The organism is Pleionea sediminis (assembly GCF_007570825.1).
Lineage (GTDB): Bacteria > Pseudomonadota > Gammaproteobacteria > Enterobacterales > Kangiellaceae > Pleionea > Pleionea sediminis.
In genome coordinates, this window is record NZ_SUNB01000008.1 from 53,055 (window position 1) to 71,216 (window position 18,162).

Here is an 18,162-nt window from a genome sequence, read left to right on the forward strand (position 1 = left end):
TAGTGATTTCTAGAGTCACTCACAAAAATGACTTTCTTTTCATCCAGTAGAAGCCACTTAAAGCTGTTGGTAAGTTTGAAATCCCCCCTTTAACAACAGTTCAGTGTGTTTTTTATACTTGACTTAAGCATCTCACGGTGTAATATCTCGTACCTTTCATCTAAGATATTTTAAAGGAATATTTCATGTATAAAATTCTTTTTTCACTGCTCATTTTGTTCGCAACGACGGCTTGTACTATCAATCGCCCTGTCTCAAATGATTACGACCAATACTTAGCGAACAATATCGGAACCAGCAATTTACCGAAGGCGAATCAATCAGCAAGTTATGAAATGTCAAAAGCAATACAATCGCACCGATATGAGTTTCGCTCATTTATGACAGGAAGTGCAAATCTTTGGATTGTTGAATTTGGGAAAATGCTAGACGCGACATTAAAGTCGAAAGATGTCCAAGCAGCATTTAATAACCAATTATCCGAGCTCAATGGTGAAAACCCACAAGGATCATTGATCTACTTTGACTTACAGAACTATCAGTTTATTGATAAACAAGCAAAAATAGCTTTGAAAGTTACACTCAAACAAAAAGAAAACGTCTTATTTACAAAGGTATATACTGCAAATGGAAATTCGCAAGGCGGGAAAATGTTTTGGGGCGGTGCATTTGCACAAAAGAATGCTGTTCAACAATCGACCAAAGTGGCTTTAGATATAATTCTCAAACAATTAATTTATGATTTCAATCAATCTGTGAAATAACCAATTTTATCCGTAAAAAAAGCAGCAAAAGCTGCTTTTTTTATTTTTTCTATCCCCTGTAAATCTAAATTCAGTTCTCATTCAGATAAATCCTTTAAACTTGATGAAATTCCAAGCCAGAACTTAATTACCTTCAGTAAAGTCAATATGATTGGCGACTCTTAATTAATAACCGGCAAGAGAATAGATAAATTCAAATAAAAAGAAGCTGTACATATAAGGAAGCTGACATGCAGACATCGGAGCAAAGAGTAACAAATTCAGTCAACTTACCTTCAGTTGGTTGGAGAATCTACTTTATTATAATGGTTATTCTATCTATTGAAGGGTTAGAAGTTTTTCTGAGCGTACAACGTTTGACTATTAGTGACTGGATTACAGCTGCTTTTTCAACCCTCTTATTAGTTGGACTGTATGGTTTCACTTTTTCGGTGCCAATTGTTTCTAGAAAACTTTGGCAAATTACCTTTACCGTATTAAGCATTGCATTTGTTGTACAGTCACTTGCAACGATTATTTACTTATTTAATAACCAAGGCAGTCCAAGTTATATGCGAGATTTTCTCACTAGCGGTATTACATTTGCAGTATCTCTCCCTGCTTATTTAGCGCTTTTTAAATATCACTTGAGTAATAATCCGATATGGACGAAGCATTAAAGTAAAGCGGTTATCTGAAATTAAGGTGAAACTGTAACCGGTTTAATCGCCGTTTCACCTTGTTAAATTGACAAACCACATACTTTAACTAATTTAGTTGATTTATGGATTGCACTTGCTGTATGTTTAAACATCAATAATAAAATTAATAGCGATTGAGTTAGAACATGAATTGGTTCAGTATGAATTTATTTGTCTTAGCATTAACTATTTTCTCCATAGAGCTCCCAGTTGATACCAACCATTCTTCAAGCGACGACGAAGCATTAAGCGCTGGCAATGCTCAATCCTTCTACTGTGATCCAACCTGGGTGACAGAACCGCATGCACCATGCGCTCCCGGCAAATAAAAATTTTGCTTTGTCGTTTTTACAAAACTCTATTTTGCCTATTATTTTCCATTAATAGGGTGCTTTTAATTTCTGAAAAGTGCAATGGTTAAAATCGTGAATTAATTTTTCTTCACCTAATTTATGTTTACTTTGAAGCGACGCGCGATATAGGCACCCGTTTGATGTCCAAGCAATAGAATCTCCATCCCTATCAGCCCATTCCCAATCGTCTTTAATATATTCAATACCAGTTTGTTTATTGAGCAGCATATGTTCATCCCAGTAACAACCTTTCCCCTCTGGTGAGTCAACTTCTTCATGGGCGAGTTTAATTAGTTGCCAATCGTTTACGAGCGCTTTAGTAAAGGTTGAAGCATTTTTCCATCGACTTACATTCTTTCTTTCCTCCAATTGCCAGCCGTCTCGAATCAACCGCCGGTAGTAAACACCGGTACATTCAGAACCAAAATTTCCTTCAGGTACAAAACTCGCATCACGTTTGACTTCTTTAGAGTCGAAAAGCACCAGGTTATTGTTAAAATATCTGTCATTAAGCCAAAATGTGTTCTTGTTTAAAAATAGACCTCCACCTTCCCAGCAATCGCCTTTTGCATAAAGTTCAATCGCCTTAATGTAGGGCACTTTAGAGATAGCTGTCCAGGAACCACGTGTTTCAGAATCCCACTTACCATTCATTGCGAAGTAAATAAAGTATTTTCCATCGGGAGAAATATCGGAACGACGCTCGTAAATTCGGCCTTTTAACCATTGCCCTACTTCTATAGAGTCGGTTTGTCTATCCCATAGAAAGGAACAAACTTGTTTTGACGGCCCACGACGAATAATTAAGGCTCTCGAACTATTACTGGCAAATAAAACATGCAGTCGAGCAGGGAATAAATTGTTCATCAACTATGCATACCTTCAAAAATCACCTCTTGAACGGAAACCGATAATATAGCATTAGCCCTAGACTTTACTGATAAAAGTTTGCTCATTTATTCAACTTATTGATTAATAATCAAAAGCATTCCTTGCTATCGGGTAAATTTCCGTGACTCTATTGGCAGTTCTACTCTGTGTCACTTGACTTATTGACGCTCGAAACTTATTTAGGTTAAAGACAAACTGAACTATTATTAAATATAGCGTTCTTAGCTTAACTCGAAAGCAGGATTAGGCGAGTAACCAACAATCATGAAGGCGTCCTTTTTAACGGGGATCCCAGAGGTACCCGAATAAGATGAAACAACCCTTTTTAATGGCTTTGCTGCGAAATCCACGGCAAATGGGCGCGGTTTTCCCCAGTGGTAGCAAACTTGCCGAAGCGATGGCTTCGATGGTTGACCCCAAACGCGACAGGGTATTAGAACTGGGACCGGGTACCGGCTCAATAACCCAAGCCATCTTGGCCCGTGGTCTACCTCATGACCACCTGACAATCCTTGAGAAAGATCCAAATCTTTCAAACACCTTAACGCGCAACTTTGCGGGCACACGTGTTATTTGTGGAGATGCATCCCACCTGCCTCAGCTTTTGGCGAAATCCGGGCATCCTGCGATCAACTGCGTGGTGTCAAGTTTACCTCTATTAAACTTGCGACGTTTCACACGTTACAAGATACTACTTCAAATATTTAAGCAAATGAATAGCGATGGTAAGTTAATCCAGTTTACCTACTCTCTCAAATCGCCCATTTCAGAATCACTCTGTCAGTCGCTCAATATTAAGGGGGAAAAAATTCGATTTGTTTCTCGTAATATTCCACCCGCATCGGTTTGGGAATTTAAAAAAGTATTATGACTGTAAACAATTAGTAAATGTTGATTTGATTTTTTGATTCGGAAAAAGCCAAGCAACTTTTATTAATAATTTTCCAACGAAATGTTAAACCCAATATACATTAACATTTAATAATTATTCTTAATCCATCTCTATGTGATTTTCATCTATGACGCTAGCGAACACTTTTAGAGCTTGTTCATTAAACTCATTAATGTCGAGCATCGCTAGCGGCCTTTTAAAGTTCTCAAACTCTCAGTTAATAGGAGCCTACTCTATTGGTCTCCATTAAAGGGTGGATAGCTGCATCCAGGTTGCTGAGTAGGAAGAATATTATCAACATTAAAATTACGTTCTTCGAGTCGCTGAAGGATGCCGTTTAAATCGTCTTCTGCAATTTCAGGCGTTCTTGATAAAATAAATATCGGGTTACGGAAAGCAGAAGAAACAACGGCATAACGATAATCGTCCGCTAAATCAACCACCCAATAGTTATTAAAGGGTAAATCCAAACCACCAAAACCAACGCGTAACTTTGCTGGGTTTCGTCGACTTTGAACAGCCTCACCTCTCACATTGTTAACGGGTCCATAAAAGGCACCTAATCGACAACTATTAAAAACACCAACGTTTCCATTTTCATTAATGGTGTAGTCGGCAGTGGTACATAGACAGTTATTTTGAAAAACCGGTTTAGTGGATGCAACCTCATACCAACGACCAAGATACAAATTGACATCAAAGTTATCAACAACTTCTGGAAGCCATCTTGCTTCTAATGGCTTTGCATTTATAGCAGCTAATACAACAACCAGAGCAAATAAATTTTTCATAGAACGATCCTCTTTGTGTGATTGACTTCAAAGAGTACGGCCACTTTCCGATTCTGGATCGACTGCCATAAAAAATTCAAAAGATTTTATGTATCGCTTTGGGAGTTCGTTTTACAACTTTAAAGAAAGAAAAATAATATATTTAATGTTTTTGCGATATTATTTTTAAATAATGAGACTAATGGTTGACATAAAATCGTAAACTAATGACTATTGCGATTTAAACGCGACAGGAAAGTGACAATATCATTGACTCATATCTAAACTTAACTTTCTGCTTACAAACATCCATTAAAGGAAGAGTTTTCATAATACGGAAGATCTTAAATCATTAGCTATCAAATTAGTTCAGTTTACTCGAAAGTAAGATCACTGATTCCTAAATAGATTAATGAATACAAAATGTATTGAGTTCAAAGTTAACGTCCTTGTCAATAAAATGCATTTTCATAACTTGGCATATATATTAAACCAACGCTATTACTGTTCCGTTTGCAAACTATCAATAGCCTCTTGGGCCGCCATTGCGACACTGCCATCCCAATCTCCCATTAAAACGGTTAACGTATCAATAATCAATTGTTGGTCGCTCCCTTCATTATGCAGTTTTTTAATTAACCCTTCAGTCGCAACAATTCGATGTTCATCCGTGGTATCAAAAATAAAATCCACCAACGCTTGGGTCGCTTGCATTCCATCGTAATTAATCAACCGCTCTACAGCTTGTTTCTTTTCTTCCGGCTCAACACTTTCCAGCGCCATAGATCGTACATACTCTATCTCCGCTTCATAAGCCTGAACTTGATTATCTAAAATCAACTCTTGCTCTTTAGCAAATTGTGAGGAGTCTTCCTCAAGACTGGCATCGGTAAAATTAAGTTCTAACCCAGGCTCTTCGGCATACGCCATTTCAAAGTCTGAACTGTCACGATAATCACCATTATCATCAACAAACTCCGCGGGATCCTCTTGCAAGCCCAAGTCATTTCCTACCGAACTTTGATTAATGTTACCACTAGCATTAATCGCATCATCTAAGTCAGCAGATGAGTTATCATTCCCGTTTGATTTATTTTTTTCAGTCTGAACGAGAGACGCGACTGGTTTTTCATCATGGTTACTGTCTATGACGTTCGCTTGCTTTTTATCAAAATCCGTCACTGAGCCATTCGGCGCAGACTCTGTTGAAATGTTTGATTTATAAACGCCAATGACAAAAGAAACCAATGCTACGCAGGTAACGACCATAACTTTTTTGGAAACAAATGACATGTTTAAATCTCCAAAACATCCGATGAAAGGCATGAGACTGATTTTAAATATTAACTATCAGCCTCTTTATTACACGAGCTTACTTTCACCCGCGCTGCCTTACCATCGGATAGATAACTTCACAAATTTAAATAGACCTATCAAAACAATGAATCATTGTCTGTTAAAAATATTTAAAAGTAATCAATGCCGAACGAATTTGCTCACGCAATGATTCGCCGCGCATATTCCAGATACTAAAACGGCTGGATAACCAATCAGCGTCATCAATGTACATCCCGTGAACATAATGACGTGTTACAACAGAACCTGAATAGGTTTTAGCAGGCATGGCTACCCAACCGGCAATACTTCGATAGCTGTCGCCATTGAGTGTATAGCTGCCCGCTTTGGCTGCCGTTTGAATACGACGTTTGAAGTCGTTACGTACCGTTGTGGAAATACCCAAGCTGGCAGCTTCGGAATCGATCACCGTATCAATATCACTATGACCTTGTAGCATCAAATCGTAGAAATCGTTTCTGACCGATCCTGTACCAATGTATCCATTACGAACTTCTTCATACAAACGACCCGCATCAAGCAAAGTTAACCGGTTAGGATTATTAACTGCATCAGACCCACAACCTATTCGGTGATTGACCGATGTACTGAACATATTGAGATCGTCTGCGGTGTCATTCAAATTATTCTCGCCATAATTAACACGTAAGGCCTGCGTCCAGCGATTATCTGAGTTTTCCATCGTCATACGATGCGCGGCAGAACGTCTTACCAAAATTCCGCCGGTATCAGTTGGGCAGCTGGTGTTGGTGCCATCACTATTTTGAATGTAGTCATTAAAACCAAAAACCCAATCATTTAACGTATCATCACCATCAAAAACTCGGCGTAAGCCGTGTATATGATGCAACACTTTAATTGTACTGGCAGGTTCGAACTGTTTGGTCGAGTTAATTGCTGCATGCGTCGTACTATTAAGACTTTTAACATACAAACCAAAATCTCCACCTCGACGCATGGGTGACATTAAGCTACGAACGCGCGTCGTTTGACTATTGACATTATTTAAATATATGACGTTGAATCGACGTTGACCATTAACTATGTACGACTCAATATCAACGATTCGAGCACCGTTTTGTTGCGCTATATCATTAACCGTTGATGCGGTAATACCGTAATACCACCACCAGTATTTACCATCATTTTTAACCATTACTACGGAGTAGCGACCATTACTTTGCCGCTCAATATCAATTAATCGAGCACCATTACTTCGAATATAGGAACTGATTTGAGAGGTTGTAATATTGGTATACCACCACCAGGCTTTCGCATTGCTGCCCGTGTTTCGAATCATTACGGCATTATAATAGCGTGTACCATTGCGAACATAAGAGTCCAAATCGATTAACCGAGCATTATTACTACTGATTTTCGATTTAAGACTACTGTAGGTTTGGCCATAATAATACCACCAACCGCTTGCACGACTTCCTGTATTGCGAATCATCACAACGGCAAACCGGCGATTGCCATTAACATAGTAAGACTCAATATCAATTAACCGTGCATTATTAGTGCTGAGATAGCTTGATAACTGAGACGCCGTAATACCGTAGTACCACCACCAGCCTGATGAATGCACTCCAGAATTTTTGACCATCGCCACGTTAAAGCGATAACTCGATGTGCTAACAACTTCAAGATCGATAATTCGATAACCCGCATTGATTCGATTTTTAATCGTGGTCGCAGATACATTGTAATACCAATACCAAGAACTCGGATTTGTGGCCGATCGTTCTAATGGTTCTTCTGCGAATATAAAATTTGAAGAGAGTAGAAAAATTAATAGTAAGAATTTCTTATTTACGTCTTGCATGAAGCTTTTTATTGTTCTCATGACTCATACCTTTTGGTGACTGAAAATAAAGGGAGCCGAACTATATCTCGAAAAATGATCGATTTTTTGACTAAAACGGTCAATCCTATTGACGATTATGGACATTTTTTCACAAAAGCTGCATAAAGCTCTTTAAGAGATTTATATTATTCTGTTAAATCGTAATAGCCTTATTTTGAACAATGATAAAATTTCGTATTGATTTTTTAGAAAAATATCAGTTTAAATAGCGACCAGTTTTAAACGAGTGTCATTCCAGCACACTTACTAAAACGGCTTAATGGAAATTCGCTTTATTATTCTGAAATAACTTATTATCAAAAATGCGATTTAAAAAGAAATATCTTTCAAATTTTTTAGGCGATTTGCTGAAAAATATTTAATAAGAATAATACCTTTCATAAAAAACACTTAGGACAATAACAATGAAAACATTAAAATTAATATTCATCTACCAATGTTTAGTTTGGTGCACTCCACTTTTCGCTTACGATCGCCCTGTGATCGCTTATTTATATCTTGAGACAGAGAACTTTGATATATCACGCTACGGTGAAGGTTATCAAAATCGTATAGGTGACGTTGATGTCAGTCGTGACATCGAAGTACTCAGCTTCGAATGGGGATTTAATACATCCGAAACCGCGCATTCTTACCCTGTTAGATCACCATTGGTCATTAATAAAGAAATTGACGGCTCTTCGCCAATTTTAGTACAGGCACTACTTGAAAATCGGATGGTAGAAGGTACGTTAAAACTATTTAGGGCCAACTATGAAACGGGTCGGATGGAACTTTTTTATACTTTTAGAATGACTAACGCAAGAATTAGCGATGTCAGCGTAAAGACAATGGCAAGAAATGAAGGTAATGACCTAGTGGCCGTTGAATCAGTCAGTATAACCTACGGACAACTCGAAATGGAATCGAACCGGGGCACTGTGGTTACCCATGGGAGATAAAACAACCGTAAATGAAATCTCATTATAAATTGACAAATTCTGAATAAACAACATTGTTAATAAATAATTAAAGGGGCAACAGCCCCTTTTATTATTGAATTCGTATAAACTTGGTCGTAAGCAATCAACCAACGAAATAGATTAGAGTGCTCTTGTCAGACGATTCACTGCAATTGTCAAATATTGATCGAGATCGGGTTTATCCTCACGCACTAACGACATTGTGCCATCGGATTTATTTTCCTGGTACACTCTTTTCAGTGGAATGTCACTTTTATAGGTTAAAGAGTCTGACCAAATCACTTCTTTTTTATGATTATAAAAATAAACGGTTACCGACAGAAACACATCGCTCTTTTTAACCACTTGTGAATTTACTCGACTTAAACGAGGATTATCCACTTCAACTGCGACGTCAATACTTAATGCTCCGTCAATAGACTTTGGCAAATGTATTGACTGAATACTTGACTCTGGATAGCCCAGAGTATTGTAAAGAGAAAAGCCTTTAGCACCCTCTTTCTTCGCAATATCAACGCGCAATACTTTAGAGAGCTTATCAGAAAGAATATTATAAGCTGAATCATAACGTTGCAGGAGTAAATCTTTATTGGGGTTGATAGATTCAAGGTGCTCAAAATTAACAATGTCTGCATCCACCGAAGCTAATTCGGCTTTGGCTTCGGCTTCTTTTCGTTTTTGATTGATTTCTTTGTAAGCTTCGGCTGAGCGTTTAATAAGCTCAACCGCATTAAGCGCTCGTTTAATATCTTTTGATGGTTCAAATAGCTCCTCTTGAAAATCAAAACCACTGCCTGAATCATCGAAAAAAGAGTTGTCACTGTATTCGGCTTCGGGTAATTCTGTTTTATCGAATTCAGGTTCAACGGAATATGTGAAACTGGTTACTACGACATCTTTAATTGTCGGTGATGGTGTGTAATTGACCTTTTCGATATCTCGAGTGAAAGTTCGCTTACAGCCAGAAACAACGAGTACACAAAGGAATGCAAATAGTATTAGCTTTTTCATAGATGATTTTTCCGTGCGAAGACAAGTTTGCCTTAAAATAAGCGAGTCTATTATTTAACCTGCTCAAATATCGTCCCTATTATAATCCCCGGACTCGCTGTACATCATTGGGAAAATTACCAAAACAAGTAGAAAAGAACTCAACCTTAAGTTGCCTTATATGAAATTGTCATCGAATAGCTAGCGACGCAACTTAACAGGTGGGTTTTCTACGCAACTCCACTAACATTATTTGACCGCATTACAACACCAGTTCCCCCTATTCAATCAAGAATCAACTTTTATCGCTCTATTTACTTGTACTGGAGTACAACTTCCTTGCGTGATTTTATCGATAGTCAAATGGTAGCTTTCATTAACCCGCGGTGTTTCTTGAAATAAGTAGGTCTCAACATAAAATTCTTCTTGGTCATCAGATAAAATCACCGATTCTTTTTCAACGCGAGTGACTTTTACAATAACTTCGTAGGTGACATAATCACAAGGGCCACCCTCCTTAATTTGTCCGTTATCAACCAAATTATCGCACGCAATAACAAAGAAAACTAAAACGATACAGATAAATATTTTAATAGATTTCACACCCATTATTCCTGTTATTCATTTTTAAAACTTACTTTTTCAACATCATGGCAATTTTACTGTCGTCTATGACAACTGAATTTAACAGAAGAAACGACGCTCATTTAAACACAACTCGATTGCGACCTTCATCTTTTGCTTGATACAACGCTTTATCAGCTTTTTCCAGCAAACCATTAAGGTCTTGTTGTTCGCTTATAAACTCGGTAACACCAATACTAATGGTTACCAGTATGTCATTTGGCTTAGAAGCTTCAATCGAACTCCTCAATAAATTCGCCTTTTCGATTGCCTTTTCTTTATCACATCGATCGAGCAAAATGACAAACTCTTCACCGCCGATTCGAGCGACAATATCTTCAGAGCGACAATGTTTTTTTAACAGATTAGATACATTTTTTAGTATGATATCACCGACAGGATGACCATAAGTATCATTGATAAGTTTGAACTTATCTAAATCAAGCACAAGCAAACACATTGGGAGATGGTATCTCGCGGCTTCTGCTATTTTCTTCGCAGCCATCGCATCAAGATAATGGCGGTTGTACAAGCCCGTTAGTGGATCGTGCATGGCCATTTTTTCATACTTTTCTTTACGTTGTCGTAATACCAATGTGGTTGTCAAAAATAATATAGTGATGATAAGTAACGTCAGAATTGATGAATAAAACCAAATGTAAACTTTATATTGCTCATAAACGCTAATAGGTTTATTTAGAAAAATGCTATTATTTGGAATGAGCTCCTCATTAATATTGAATTTTTTGACTAACTCATAATCAAAAATGTTATCCAAAGGACTCCCCACAATAGGAATATCATCTGCTGGAACACCGTTTAATATTTGCAACGCCAATTTCCCAGCGACTTCGCCTTGAAAATTTGGACTGGTAACTTTTCCACCGACAACTCCTTGCCCGACAACATCCCAGATACAATAAGTAGGCTTGGAAGTGGACTCGGTTACCAACCGAACACTCTCTTTCGTTGTTAAAGTTGTACCTCTTGGTGTACGTAAATAAATAGCCCATAAAACTAATGTATTTTCAGGGGGACTAGCGAGTGTAAATTGTAAATCCTCAGGCGACATATTGTGGAAATAATGAATCTGAACACGATTCGAGAATTTCCGTTCAACTTGTCGTATTAAGTTTTTAAATATATTTCCTGAACGTGTTTCATCAGTAATAGCAAGAATATTTTTTGTTTCAGGATGGAGTTCCAGCATAAGCCTTATGGTTCCTTCAACATCATAAGACTCGTAAATACCAGTAATATTTTTCTGACCGCTTAATCGATCAGCGGGAAAAGCATTGAGACCGGAAAAGATAATCGGAGTATCTGGAAACAAGTCGTCACGATAATCTAATAAAAAATCGAGAGCATGATCATCGGAAGAAATAATGGCATCGAATTTTACAAACTCGTAACGGGTCCGTAGTAATTCTTTTAACTGTCCAAAGTAAAAGTCACCCGAGCGGCGCTTGGTATCCATGTAGGTGACAAAGAGTTCAACATCGTCTCTATCGTTAAAAACAGAATGAACGCCCGCCATGATTCTGTCGGTCCAATGAAATCCTTGATGATAAGCGTGCAAAACCAACACTCGCTTTTTCTTATCAATAGTATGGCCTTCAGGGCACAATAGTATGCCTAAAATCCCAATAAGACACAGAGCTTTTGAAATTCGACTCACATTCAAATTAAAAAACCATAATATTATCAACAAGTTAAAACTTTCAAGCACTTCTTGTTATTCCATGATTATAGGACAGTATATCGCCAAGCGAGAAACACTGAATTCAACTATTTTCTAAAGCCTGCGGCTCAATGAGTGATGTTTTTCGACTAAGTTATTAAAGAAAGAATTAATTTGAGAATAGAATACAGTTGACACAGTATTTTGTGCCTGTAGCGAAATTAGCTCTTAAAGCCATTTTAAATCAACACCATTGAATAATTAAATATTGCCCCCATTTAATCGATTACACTGACAAGATGAATGAAAAGTGGATATTACTCTAAAACGATGTTGTTCCTAAAACGCTCAATTGCTTTACTCCTCATGATCGTGTGCGTATTACTAACGTTCACTGTTCAAGTGGAGTCAGAAACAGTATCAAGTAACACTGTCATTTCTTCTTTAAACGATAGTTTTCAATCAGTTCACGAGTACGTTGGGCTGCAAAAAAACCAGAAAAACATTTCAGAAACAATTGGGTCAGACACCAACCTTGGTAAACATGTTGATTTATTTCTGCCCTTAAATTCGGTTTCTCAGCTGAATGCAATGTTGTTTCAAGCGAGTCAGCAAAGTTATCCTCTCTACTGGTTAACAGTTCAGTTTTATCCTCCCGATCTTTCTTTAGCCCGTTTACAGCACTCTGAAAAAAGTACTGACCAGGAACCCTGGTTTTTGCAGGCGTCTTTAAATAATGGCGCTCGTATGGCTGGCTGGAAAGACAGTAATTTACTTTATACCGCACGAATTACTTATCATTAAATTCATTTCAATAAATCTGTTAACAAAACGACGCCTTTGGAACTTGTTAGTGCGATGAAAGCACATTCTCCATCGGCTATGTCGTAACACTATTAATTCAATTTAAACGGTCATCAACGTGCTTCAAACCCTATTTGAAGCACGCTGCGACAGCCAGTTTCAGTAATCCAAAACGTTTTACTGCAGAGGGTTAATGACCGTGGTGAGGATTTTATGAAAAATTTTAATCAAGAGAAAACACAAAGTTCATTCTCGCGTTATTCGAAATGGCATTACCTGATAGTAATTATTTCACTGACGTTTTTTATCATACACGCACTTCCTAATTTTTATCAGTCCAAAGACGTGCTGGTCATGACTCCTTCGAACACTATGGCTTCGACAATTGATATTAAATCTCTACAGCGAGATCTGAGTCAGAAGGGATTTAATCTTGAGTCAATCCATCAGAGCGACCAAGTTTATACGATAACTCACGATTCGAGTCGTAAAAGCACTGAGCTTAATCAGCTTTTAGTGAAGAAATACGGCAGTAATTATCACATAAAAATCGAGACACAGGATCAACGACCACAATGGATGAAGTCTCTCGACTTGTCTCCTATTAAACTGGGCCTGGACTTGAATGGAGGCGTATTGTTTATACTCAACGTCGATCTCGATAAAGCTTTTGAGGAAAGAATAAAACATATAAAGTTAATGATCGACTCTGTGGCTCGTAACAACCAATTATATGGCATCCAATTTGTTCATCAAAAGTCTGATGAAATCGTTATAAAATATCAAAAGACAAAAGACTTTAAAATTATTCAAGAAAAAATCACTTCCAGCTTTCCTGGAGTAACTTTCCAGTTCGCCAATAAAAACCAGGTGGTACTCTCCTATACCGCAAAGGAAAAAAGTAAGTTTGTAAAAGAAGTAATGCAGCAAACATTAACCACACTACGCGGACGCATAGAGGAACTCGGAATTACCGAAGCGGTAACCCAACGCCAGGGAGACCATCGAATTCGCATTGAACTTCCTGGTGTTAAAGATCCTTCCGAAGCTCGACGAATTATAGGAGCAACAGCTTCGTTAGAGTTTTATCAACCACAAGTTAATAGTAATAAAACATTCAATACCGACAACGGCGAACCTGTTCGGGTTGATCCGATTCCAATCTTTACTGGTGAGAATATTAAAAATGCGCATGCCGGTCGAGATGAATTTGGTATACCTCTCGTTAATTTGACCTTGGATAATGTAGGTGGCGATAAAATGTTAAAGTTTTCATCCCAAAACATCGGTCGTCCCATTATCACGGTTTACTCTGAGTATTATCAAAATTCGAATGGCGACGTAAATAAGAAAAGTCGCATAATTAATATTGCAACCATTCAACAAGAGCTGGGCTCACGCTTCAGTATTACTAATATGTCAAGTACGCAAAAGGCTCACGACTTAGCATTAATTTTACGAGCGGGCTCACTATCAGCACCAATTACTATAGATAAAGAACAGACGACCAGTGCTACTCTAGGTGAAGAAAACATTATCAATGGATTATCCGCGTTGCTTTTAGGTTTTGGTATTACCTTTGCGTTTATGGCTTTATGGTATCGGCGACTAGGACTTATCGCAAACTGCTCGCTAATATTCAACTTATTGTGCTTAGTCGGTTTAATGTCAATGTTACCGGGGGCCGTGCTGACTTTACCTGGAATCGCCGGCCTGGTTCTGACAGTAGGAATCGCTGTTGATATGAACGTACTCATTTTCGAAAGAATTAAGGATGAACGAAGAAAGAGCCTCAGCTGGCCACTCGCCATTGAACAAGGATATAAAAACGCCTTTGTCGCAATTCTCGATGCGAATATAACAACGTTAATTGCAGCTTTTATCTTGTTTACTATTGGTTATGGACCAATTAAAGGATTCGCCGTCACTTTAGGCCTTGGGGTATTAACCAGCTTATTTACCGGCCTCTTTATCGCCAAAATGTTAACCCATTTAATTTTCGGGTTCGCTCGACGTCATCATTTTACATCAGGAGTTAAGTTATGAACTTATTACTCGATAAATATTCTTTCATTCGCTATTTTAGTTTCGGCCTTGCCATTATTATGATGGTAACTTCAATCATTGGACTTTCGACCAAAGGGTTAAACTACGGCATTGACTTTACCGGTGGGTTTTTAACGGAATTCTCAACCAGTTTACCGGTTGAACGGACACGGATGCAGCAAGAACTGGAGTCGATTCTTCCAAATGACTTTATCCTAACGACATCGAATGACTCTACACATTGGACCTTGCGTGAGCCACCTGTCACTGAAGATCATAATCATACAGAACAAACAGAAAGCCATATATGGTTAGAAAAAATTCAAGAAATGCCATACTTCAAGCAGTCTAATATCAATATCGAATGGCTTGATTCCGACTTTATGGGCTCACAAATAGGACAAGAACTCAAAGAACAAGGAGGACTCGCATTACTAACTACTATGCTACTTATTTTGCTCTATCTGGCATTTCGGTTTGAATGGCGATTTTCAGTAAGCTCAATTTTTGCGTTGTTTCATGATGTGACGATAGTACTTGGTGTTTTTGCCTGGACGCAAGTTGAGTTTAACCTGACCGTTCTTGCTAGCTTATTGGCTATTATCGGTTATTCACTAAATGACTCAATTATTATTGCTGATCGCATTCGGGAACTAATGATGCAAAATAGTCACCATTCCCTTAGCAAAATAATTAATTTAGCGATTCAATCAACAATAACTCGAACTCTCATTACATCCGGAACGACACTGGCGACAATCGCTTCAATTGGTTGGCTTGCAGGAGAATCAATGCATGGCTTTTCATTGGCCTTATTTGTCGGAATTCTGGTGGGCACACTATCTTCGATCTGCATTTCGGCAACCTTACCCGAGTTTCTAGGCTTAAGTGTCGATTATTACAAGAAACGTCGTGAAGAGGCAGAGGCTTTTTCGACATCACCGTGAAATCAATACTGGCTTTTTGAATGACTCGAGAACAATATGGCCGGGTCATATAAAAGGAAGTCGTAAACATGACTTCCTTTTACTATCTCTTAATATAATAAACTTAGCTGAAAAAATCTTTATTTTACTCACCATTTGAGATAAATGTTATATATCTCTGCTACTTACATAAAACTTAACTCTTTTGAAATATATGCCAAATAATATTCTTATCTAAAATCTCAAAAGACTAAGGTAGCTCTTTGTGAGTAGACACTGCAGATGATACATCATATATTGCACCTTTCTAGCCTATTAATCATTAGAAAAACATTTGTTTGCGAGATTAGACGTATAAAGGAGTTATCTCTTTAAAACTCTGTTAGTCAACACATCTTCAGAAAAAACAATAAATTCAATAGCTATACTACTAAGTCATAAATCAATGAACAAAGTATTTAACTGTGAAGGAATACAAGGAGAGAACGAACTCACCCCAAGAGAATATTTCATTGATCCCAAAAAAAGTTCAGAAACCAACCAACAGGAACACCTCCTCCAGAACATCGTTATACAAGATGAATGGATTTATTGTAGCGAGAAAAGAAGCCTAACCTATAAGAACCAACCTTCGGTAAAATTAAGAGAAAAAACCGCCTTGGTCCTTAATATTCTAATTGAAAGAAATTGTAATTTGGTTAAAAGTGAAGAGTTTTTTCAACGCGTCTGGGAAGGACGTCAAGTTAGTGAAAATGTTCTAAAACAAAGCATTAAAGAGTTACGCAGCTATTTAAAGGATAATAAAAAGTCACTTATTAAAACAATTCCTCGAAAGGGATATCGTTTACATGCCAATATAATGTATAAACGTCGTAAATTACCGCATTATGAAACCATCAATCAAACTGCATCAAAGACTAAAGAAAATGATACGGGCATAAAAAGCAAGCCATATACGGCGATATCTTCTAAATCAGAATACAACTTTAAACTCGTGTCTAAACACCTGTTCTCTAAATTAATTAGAAAAATATTACCGTATCAAATTGAACGAATGTCGATAGTCAGATCTATCACTTTTTTACTGTTATCGCTACTAGCCTCCACGAGCACTTATCTATACTTGCAGATGAATAAAAGAGTAGAAAGGCAATCATTAAAGGTTAGTGAAATTCAATCGAAGAAAAACTTCTATCAAGACATTCTCGTTAGATATCAAAACTCACCAAAACAAGATAGGAGCACATTAAAAACAATATTGAAAAAGTCTCTTAGTCAAATTGATGCTTTTGTAGGTCCTGATGCCGAAAAAATTGGCATGCTTGACGGTTTAATGGAGCTCTATACATTATCGGGATTTTATGAAGAGTCTCAAATAATCGTAAGTCGTATTGAAACCTTGATTGAAGTTTTGTACGGACCTCATTCACGAGAATCGATTAAAATGCAATTTGATATCATAAACTTATTAATTGAACTCAACCATCGACAAGAGGCACTCACTTTATCGCAAACAACCCTAAAACAGGTCCAAAAATATCACAGAGATAATCAGTATTTGCTCGCCAAAGCATACTACTATTCTGGTAAAAGCCACTTACACTGCGTCGCTCCCTATTGCAACCGCTCAGAAAGCTTAATTATTGGAGAACAAGTTACTCGAAAGTCTCTCGCAATATACAAGAATATACTCAATTCAAATGCCATTGAAATCGCAGACACCTTGTGGCTACTAAATTGGTTTGTTTGGGATCAAAGTGAAAAAATAAGAATAAGTGAGCAAGCTTTAAACATCTATAAAGAAACATATGGTTTGTTACATGAGAAAACAGCGAGTGGGCTAGAGCAACTCAGTCGGACTTTAACTTTTTGGAATCAGGAGTGGGAGCTCGGTGAAAAAATGCTGTTACAAGCTTTCGACATAAGGAAGAGTTTGTATCCAAACATTCATCCAGAAATGGCTAAAATACATGGGTATTTAGGTGAGCACTATTTTATGACCGGTCAGCTTGATACTGCTGTTCATCATTTAAAGGAAGCCATAGAAATTACGACTGAAAGCATGGGTGAAGGAAATGACCAAAACATCAAAAATATTATGCTTATTTCACGTTCTCAACTCTATCAAGATAATATTGTTGATGCGAATCAATGGATAAATCTGGCCCTTGATATTATTCAACGTCATAAATTAACTCCGTCTGATATTATTTATGATGCGGTACTGACAACTCAGATAAGAATCTCCGTAGCACGGAATGAAAAAATGAGTCTTAATGCTATCCGACAAGCAATGGATAGTGCAAAAAACAAATTCAGAGCCCTAAAATATATAATGCTACATGAATATCAAACAATGCTTCTGTTGCATTACTCAGATAATTCTAATGATAAGTATTTTGAAAATTTAAAACGCATCAAAAATGGGTTAACGCCTTCAAACAGATACCTTTACCGCACGGATTACAAATATCTTAAAAAGAGAGCAATAAGCCTTTGTTCAACTATTAGCGAATCAAACTGTTTAAAAATCAGACAAGCACTCTAAGTCACTCT

General features: G+C 37.5%; 16 protein-coding genes. 9 read left to right on the forward strand and 7 right to left on the reverse strand.

Annotated elements, in window-relative coordinates; translation table 11 throughout:
• Positions 1-185: 185 nt before the first annotated feature.
• From FAX86_RS20000 to FAX86_RS20010, 3 genes are all read left to right on the forward strand, one after another.
• Positions 186-764: a hypothetical protein gene (locus FAX86_RS20000; RefSeq protein WP_144395272.1), complete on the forward strand. Its 579-nt coding sequence runs from the start codon at positions 186-188 to the stop codon at positions 762-764.
• Between the two features lie 230 nt (positions 765-994).
• Positions 995-1,423: a hypothetical protein gene (locus FAX86_RS20005; RefSeq protein ID WP_144395273.1), complete on the forward strand. Its 429-nt coding sequence runs from the start codon at positions 995-997 to the stop codon at positions 1,421-1,423.
• Positions 1,424-1,590: 167 nt separating this feature from the next.
• On the forward strand, positions 1,591-1,773 hold the full coding sequence (locus tag FAX86_RS20010) for a hypothetical protein (RefSeq protein WP_144395274.1): 183 nt from the start codon (positions 1,591-1,593) through the stop codon (positions 1,771-1,773).
• A gap of 51 nt (positions 1,774-1,824) precedes the next feature.
• On the opposite strand, the gene FAX86_RS20015 is transcribed toward FAX86_RS20010, so the two are convergent.
• Positions 1,825-2,664 carry a hypothetical protein gene (locus tag FAX86_RS20015; RefSeq protein WP_144395275.1) on the reverse strand — a complete coding sequence of 280 codons (840 nt, stop codon included), beginning with the start codon at positions 2,662-2,664 and terminating at the stop codon, positions 1,825-1,827.
• Between the two features lie 352 nt (positions 2,665-3,016).
• Between FAX86_RS20015 and FAX86_RS20020 the strand changes: the two genes are divergently transcribed.
• Positions 3,017-3,559 carry a class I SAM-dependent methyltransferase gene (locus FAX86_RS20020; RefSeq protein ID WP_164503688.1) on the forward strand — a complete coding sequence of 181 codons (543 nt, stop codon included), beginning with the start codon at positions 3,017-3,019 and terminating at the stop codon, positions 3,557-3,559.
• Between the two features lie 254 nt (positions 3,560-3,813).
• On the opposite strand, the gene FAX86_RS20025 is transcribed toward FAX86_RS20020, so the two are convergent.
• The 3 genes from FAX86_RS20025 to FAX86_RS20035 all read right to left on the reverse strand — a co-directional run bounded on the left by FAX86_RS20025 (position 3,814) and on the right by FAX86_RS20035 (position 7,552).
• Positions 3,814-4,371 carry a lipocalin family protein gene (locus FAX86_RS20025; protein WP_144395277.1) on the reverse strand — a complete coding sequence of 186 codons (558 nt, stop codon included), beginning with the start codon at positions 4,369-4,371 and terminating at the stop codon, positions 3,814-3,816.
• Positions 4,372-4,851: 480 nt separating this feature from the next.
• Positions 4,852-5,643 carry a hypothetical protein gene (locus FAX86_RS20030; protein WP_144395278.1) on the reverse strand — a complete coding sequence of 264 codons (792 nt, stop codon included), beginning with the start codon at positions 5,641-5,643 and terminating at the stop codon, positions 4,852-4,854.
• 163 nt (positions 5,644-5,806) lie between these two features.
• Positions 5,807-7,552 (reverse strand): serine hydrolase, encoded by a 1,746-nt coding sequence (locus FAX86_RS20035; RefSeq protein ID WP_144395279.1) that lies wholly within the window; start codon positions 7,550-7,552, stop codon positions 5,807-5,809.
• A gap of 425 nt (positions 7,553-7,977) precedes the next feature.
• On the opposite strand from FAX86_RS20035, the gene FAX86_RS20040 reads away from it, so the two are divergent.
• Positions 7,978-8,514: a type VI secretion system tube protein Hcp gene (locus FAX86_RS20040; protein ID WP_144395280.1), complete on the forward strand. Its 537-nt coding sequence runs from the start codon at positions 7,978-7,980 to the stop codon at positions 8,512-8,514.
• Between the two features lie 141 nt (positions 8,515-8,655).
• On the opposite strand, the gene FAX86_RS20045 is transcribed toward FAX86_RS20040, so the two are convergent.
• The 3 genes from FAX86_RS20045 to FAX86_RS20055 all read right to left on the reverse strand — a co-directional run bounded on the left by FAX86_RS20045 (position 8,656) and on the right by FAX86_RS20055 (position 11,827).
• Complete coding sequence (locus tag FAX86_RS20045) at positions 8,656-9,546, reverse strand: hypothetical protein (protein ID WP_144395281.1); 891 nt, start codon at positions 9,544-9,546, stop codon at positions 8,656-8,658.
• 267 nt (positions 9,547-9,813) lie between these two features.
• A complete protein-coding gene (locus tag FAX86_RS20050; RefSeq protein WP_144395282.1) occupies positions 9,814-10,128 on the reverse strand; it encodes a hypothetical protein in 315 nt (104 codons plus the stop codon).
• A gap of 100 nt (positions 10,129-10,228) precedes the next feature.
• Positions 10,229-11,827: an ABC transporter substrate binding protein gene (locus tag FAX86_RS20055; RefSeq protein ID WP_144395283.1), complete on the reverse strand. Its 1,599-nt coding sequence runs from the start codon at positions 11,825-11,827 to the stop codon at positions 10,229-10,231.
• Between the two features lie 306 nt (positions 11,828-12,133).
• Between FAX86_RS20055 and FAX86_RS20060 the strand changes: the two genes are divergently transcribed.
• The 4 genes from FAX86_RS20060 to FAX86_RS20075 all read left to right on the forward strand — a co-directional run bounded on the left by FAX86_RS20060 (position 12,134) and on the right by FAX86_RS20075 (position 18,154).
• Positions 12,134-12,634, forward strand: coding sequence for a hypothetical protein (locus FAX86_RS20060; protein ID WP_144395284.1), 501 nt, complete (start codon positions 12,134-12,136; stop codon positions 12,632-12,634).
• A gap of 213 nt (positions 12,635-12,847) precedes the next feature.
• A complete protein-coding gene (gene secD, locus FAX86_RS20065; RefSeq protein ID WP_144395285.1) occupies positions 12,848-14,680 on the forward strand; it encodes a protein translocase subunit SecD in 1,833 nt (610 codons plus the stop codon).
• Positions 14,677-15,627: a protein translocase subunit SecF gene (secF, locus tag FAX86_RS20070; RefSeq protein ID WP_144395286.1), complete on the forward strand. Its 951-nt coding sequence runs from the start codon at positions 14,677-14,679 to the stop codon at positions 15,625-15,627. The genes secD and secF overlap by 4 nt, the downstream gene beginning before the upstream one ends.
• A gap of 424 nt (positions 15,628-16,051) precedes the next feature.
• Complete coding sequence (locus FAX86_RS20075; RefSeq protein ID WP_144395287.1) at positions 16,052-18,154, forward strand: winged helix-turn-helix domain-containing protein; 2,103 nt, start codon at positions 16,052-16,054, stop codon at positions 18,152-18,154.
• The last annotated feature ends 8 nt before the right edge of the window (positions 18,155-18,162 follow it).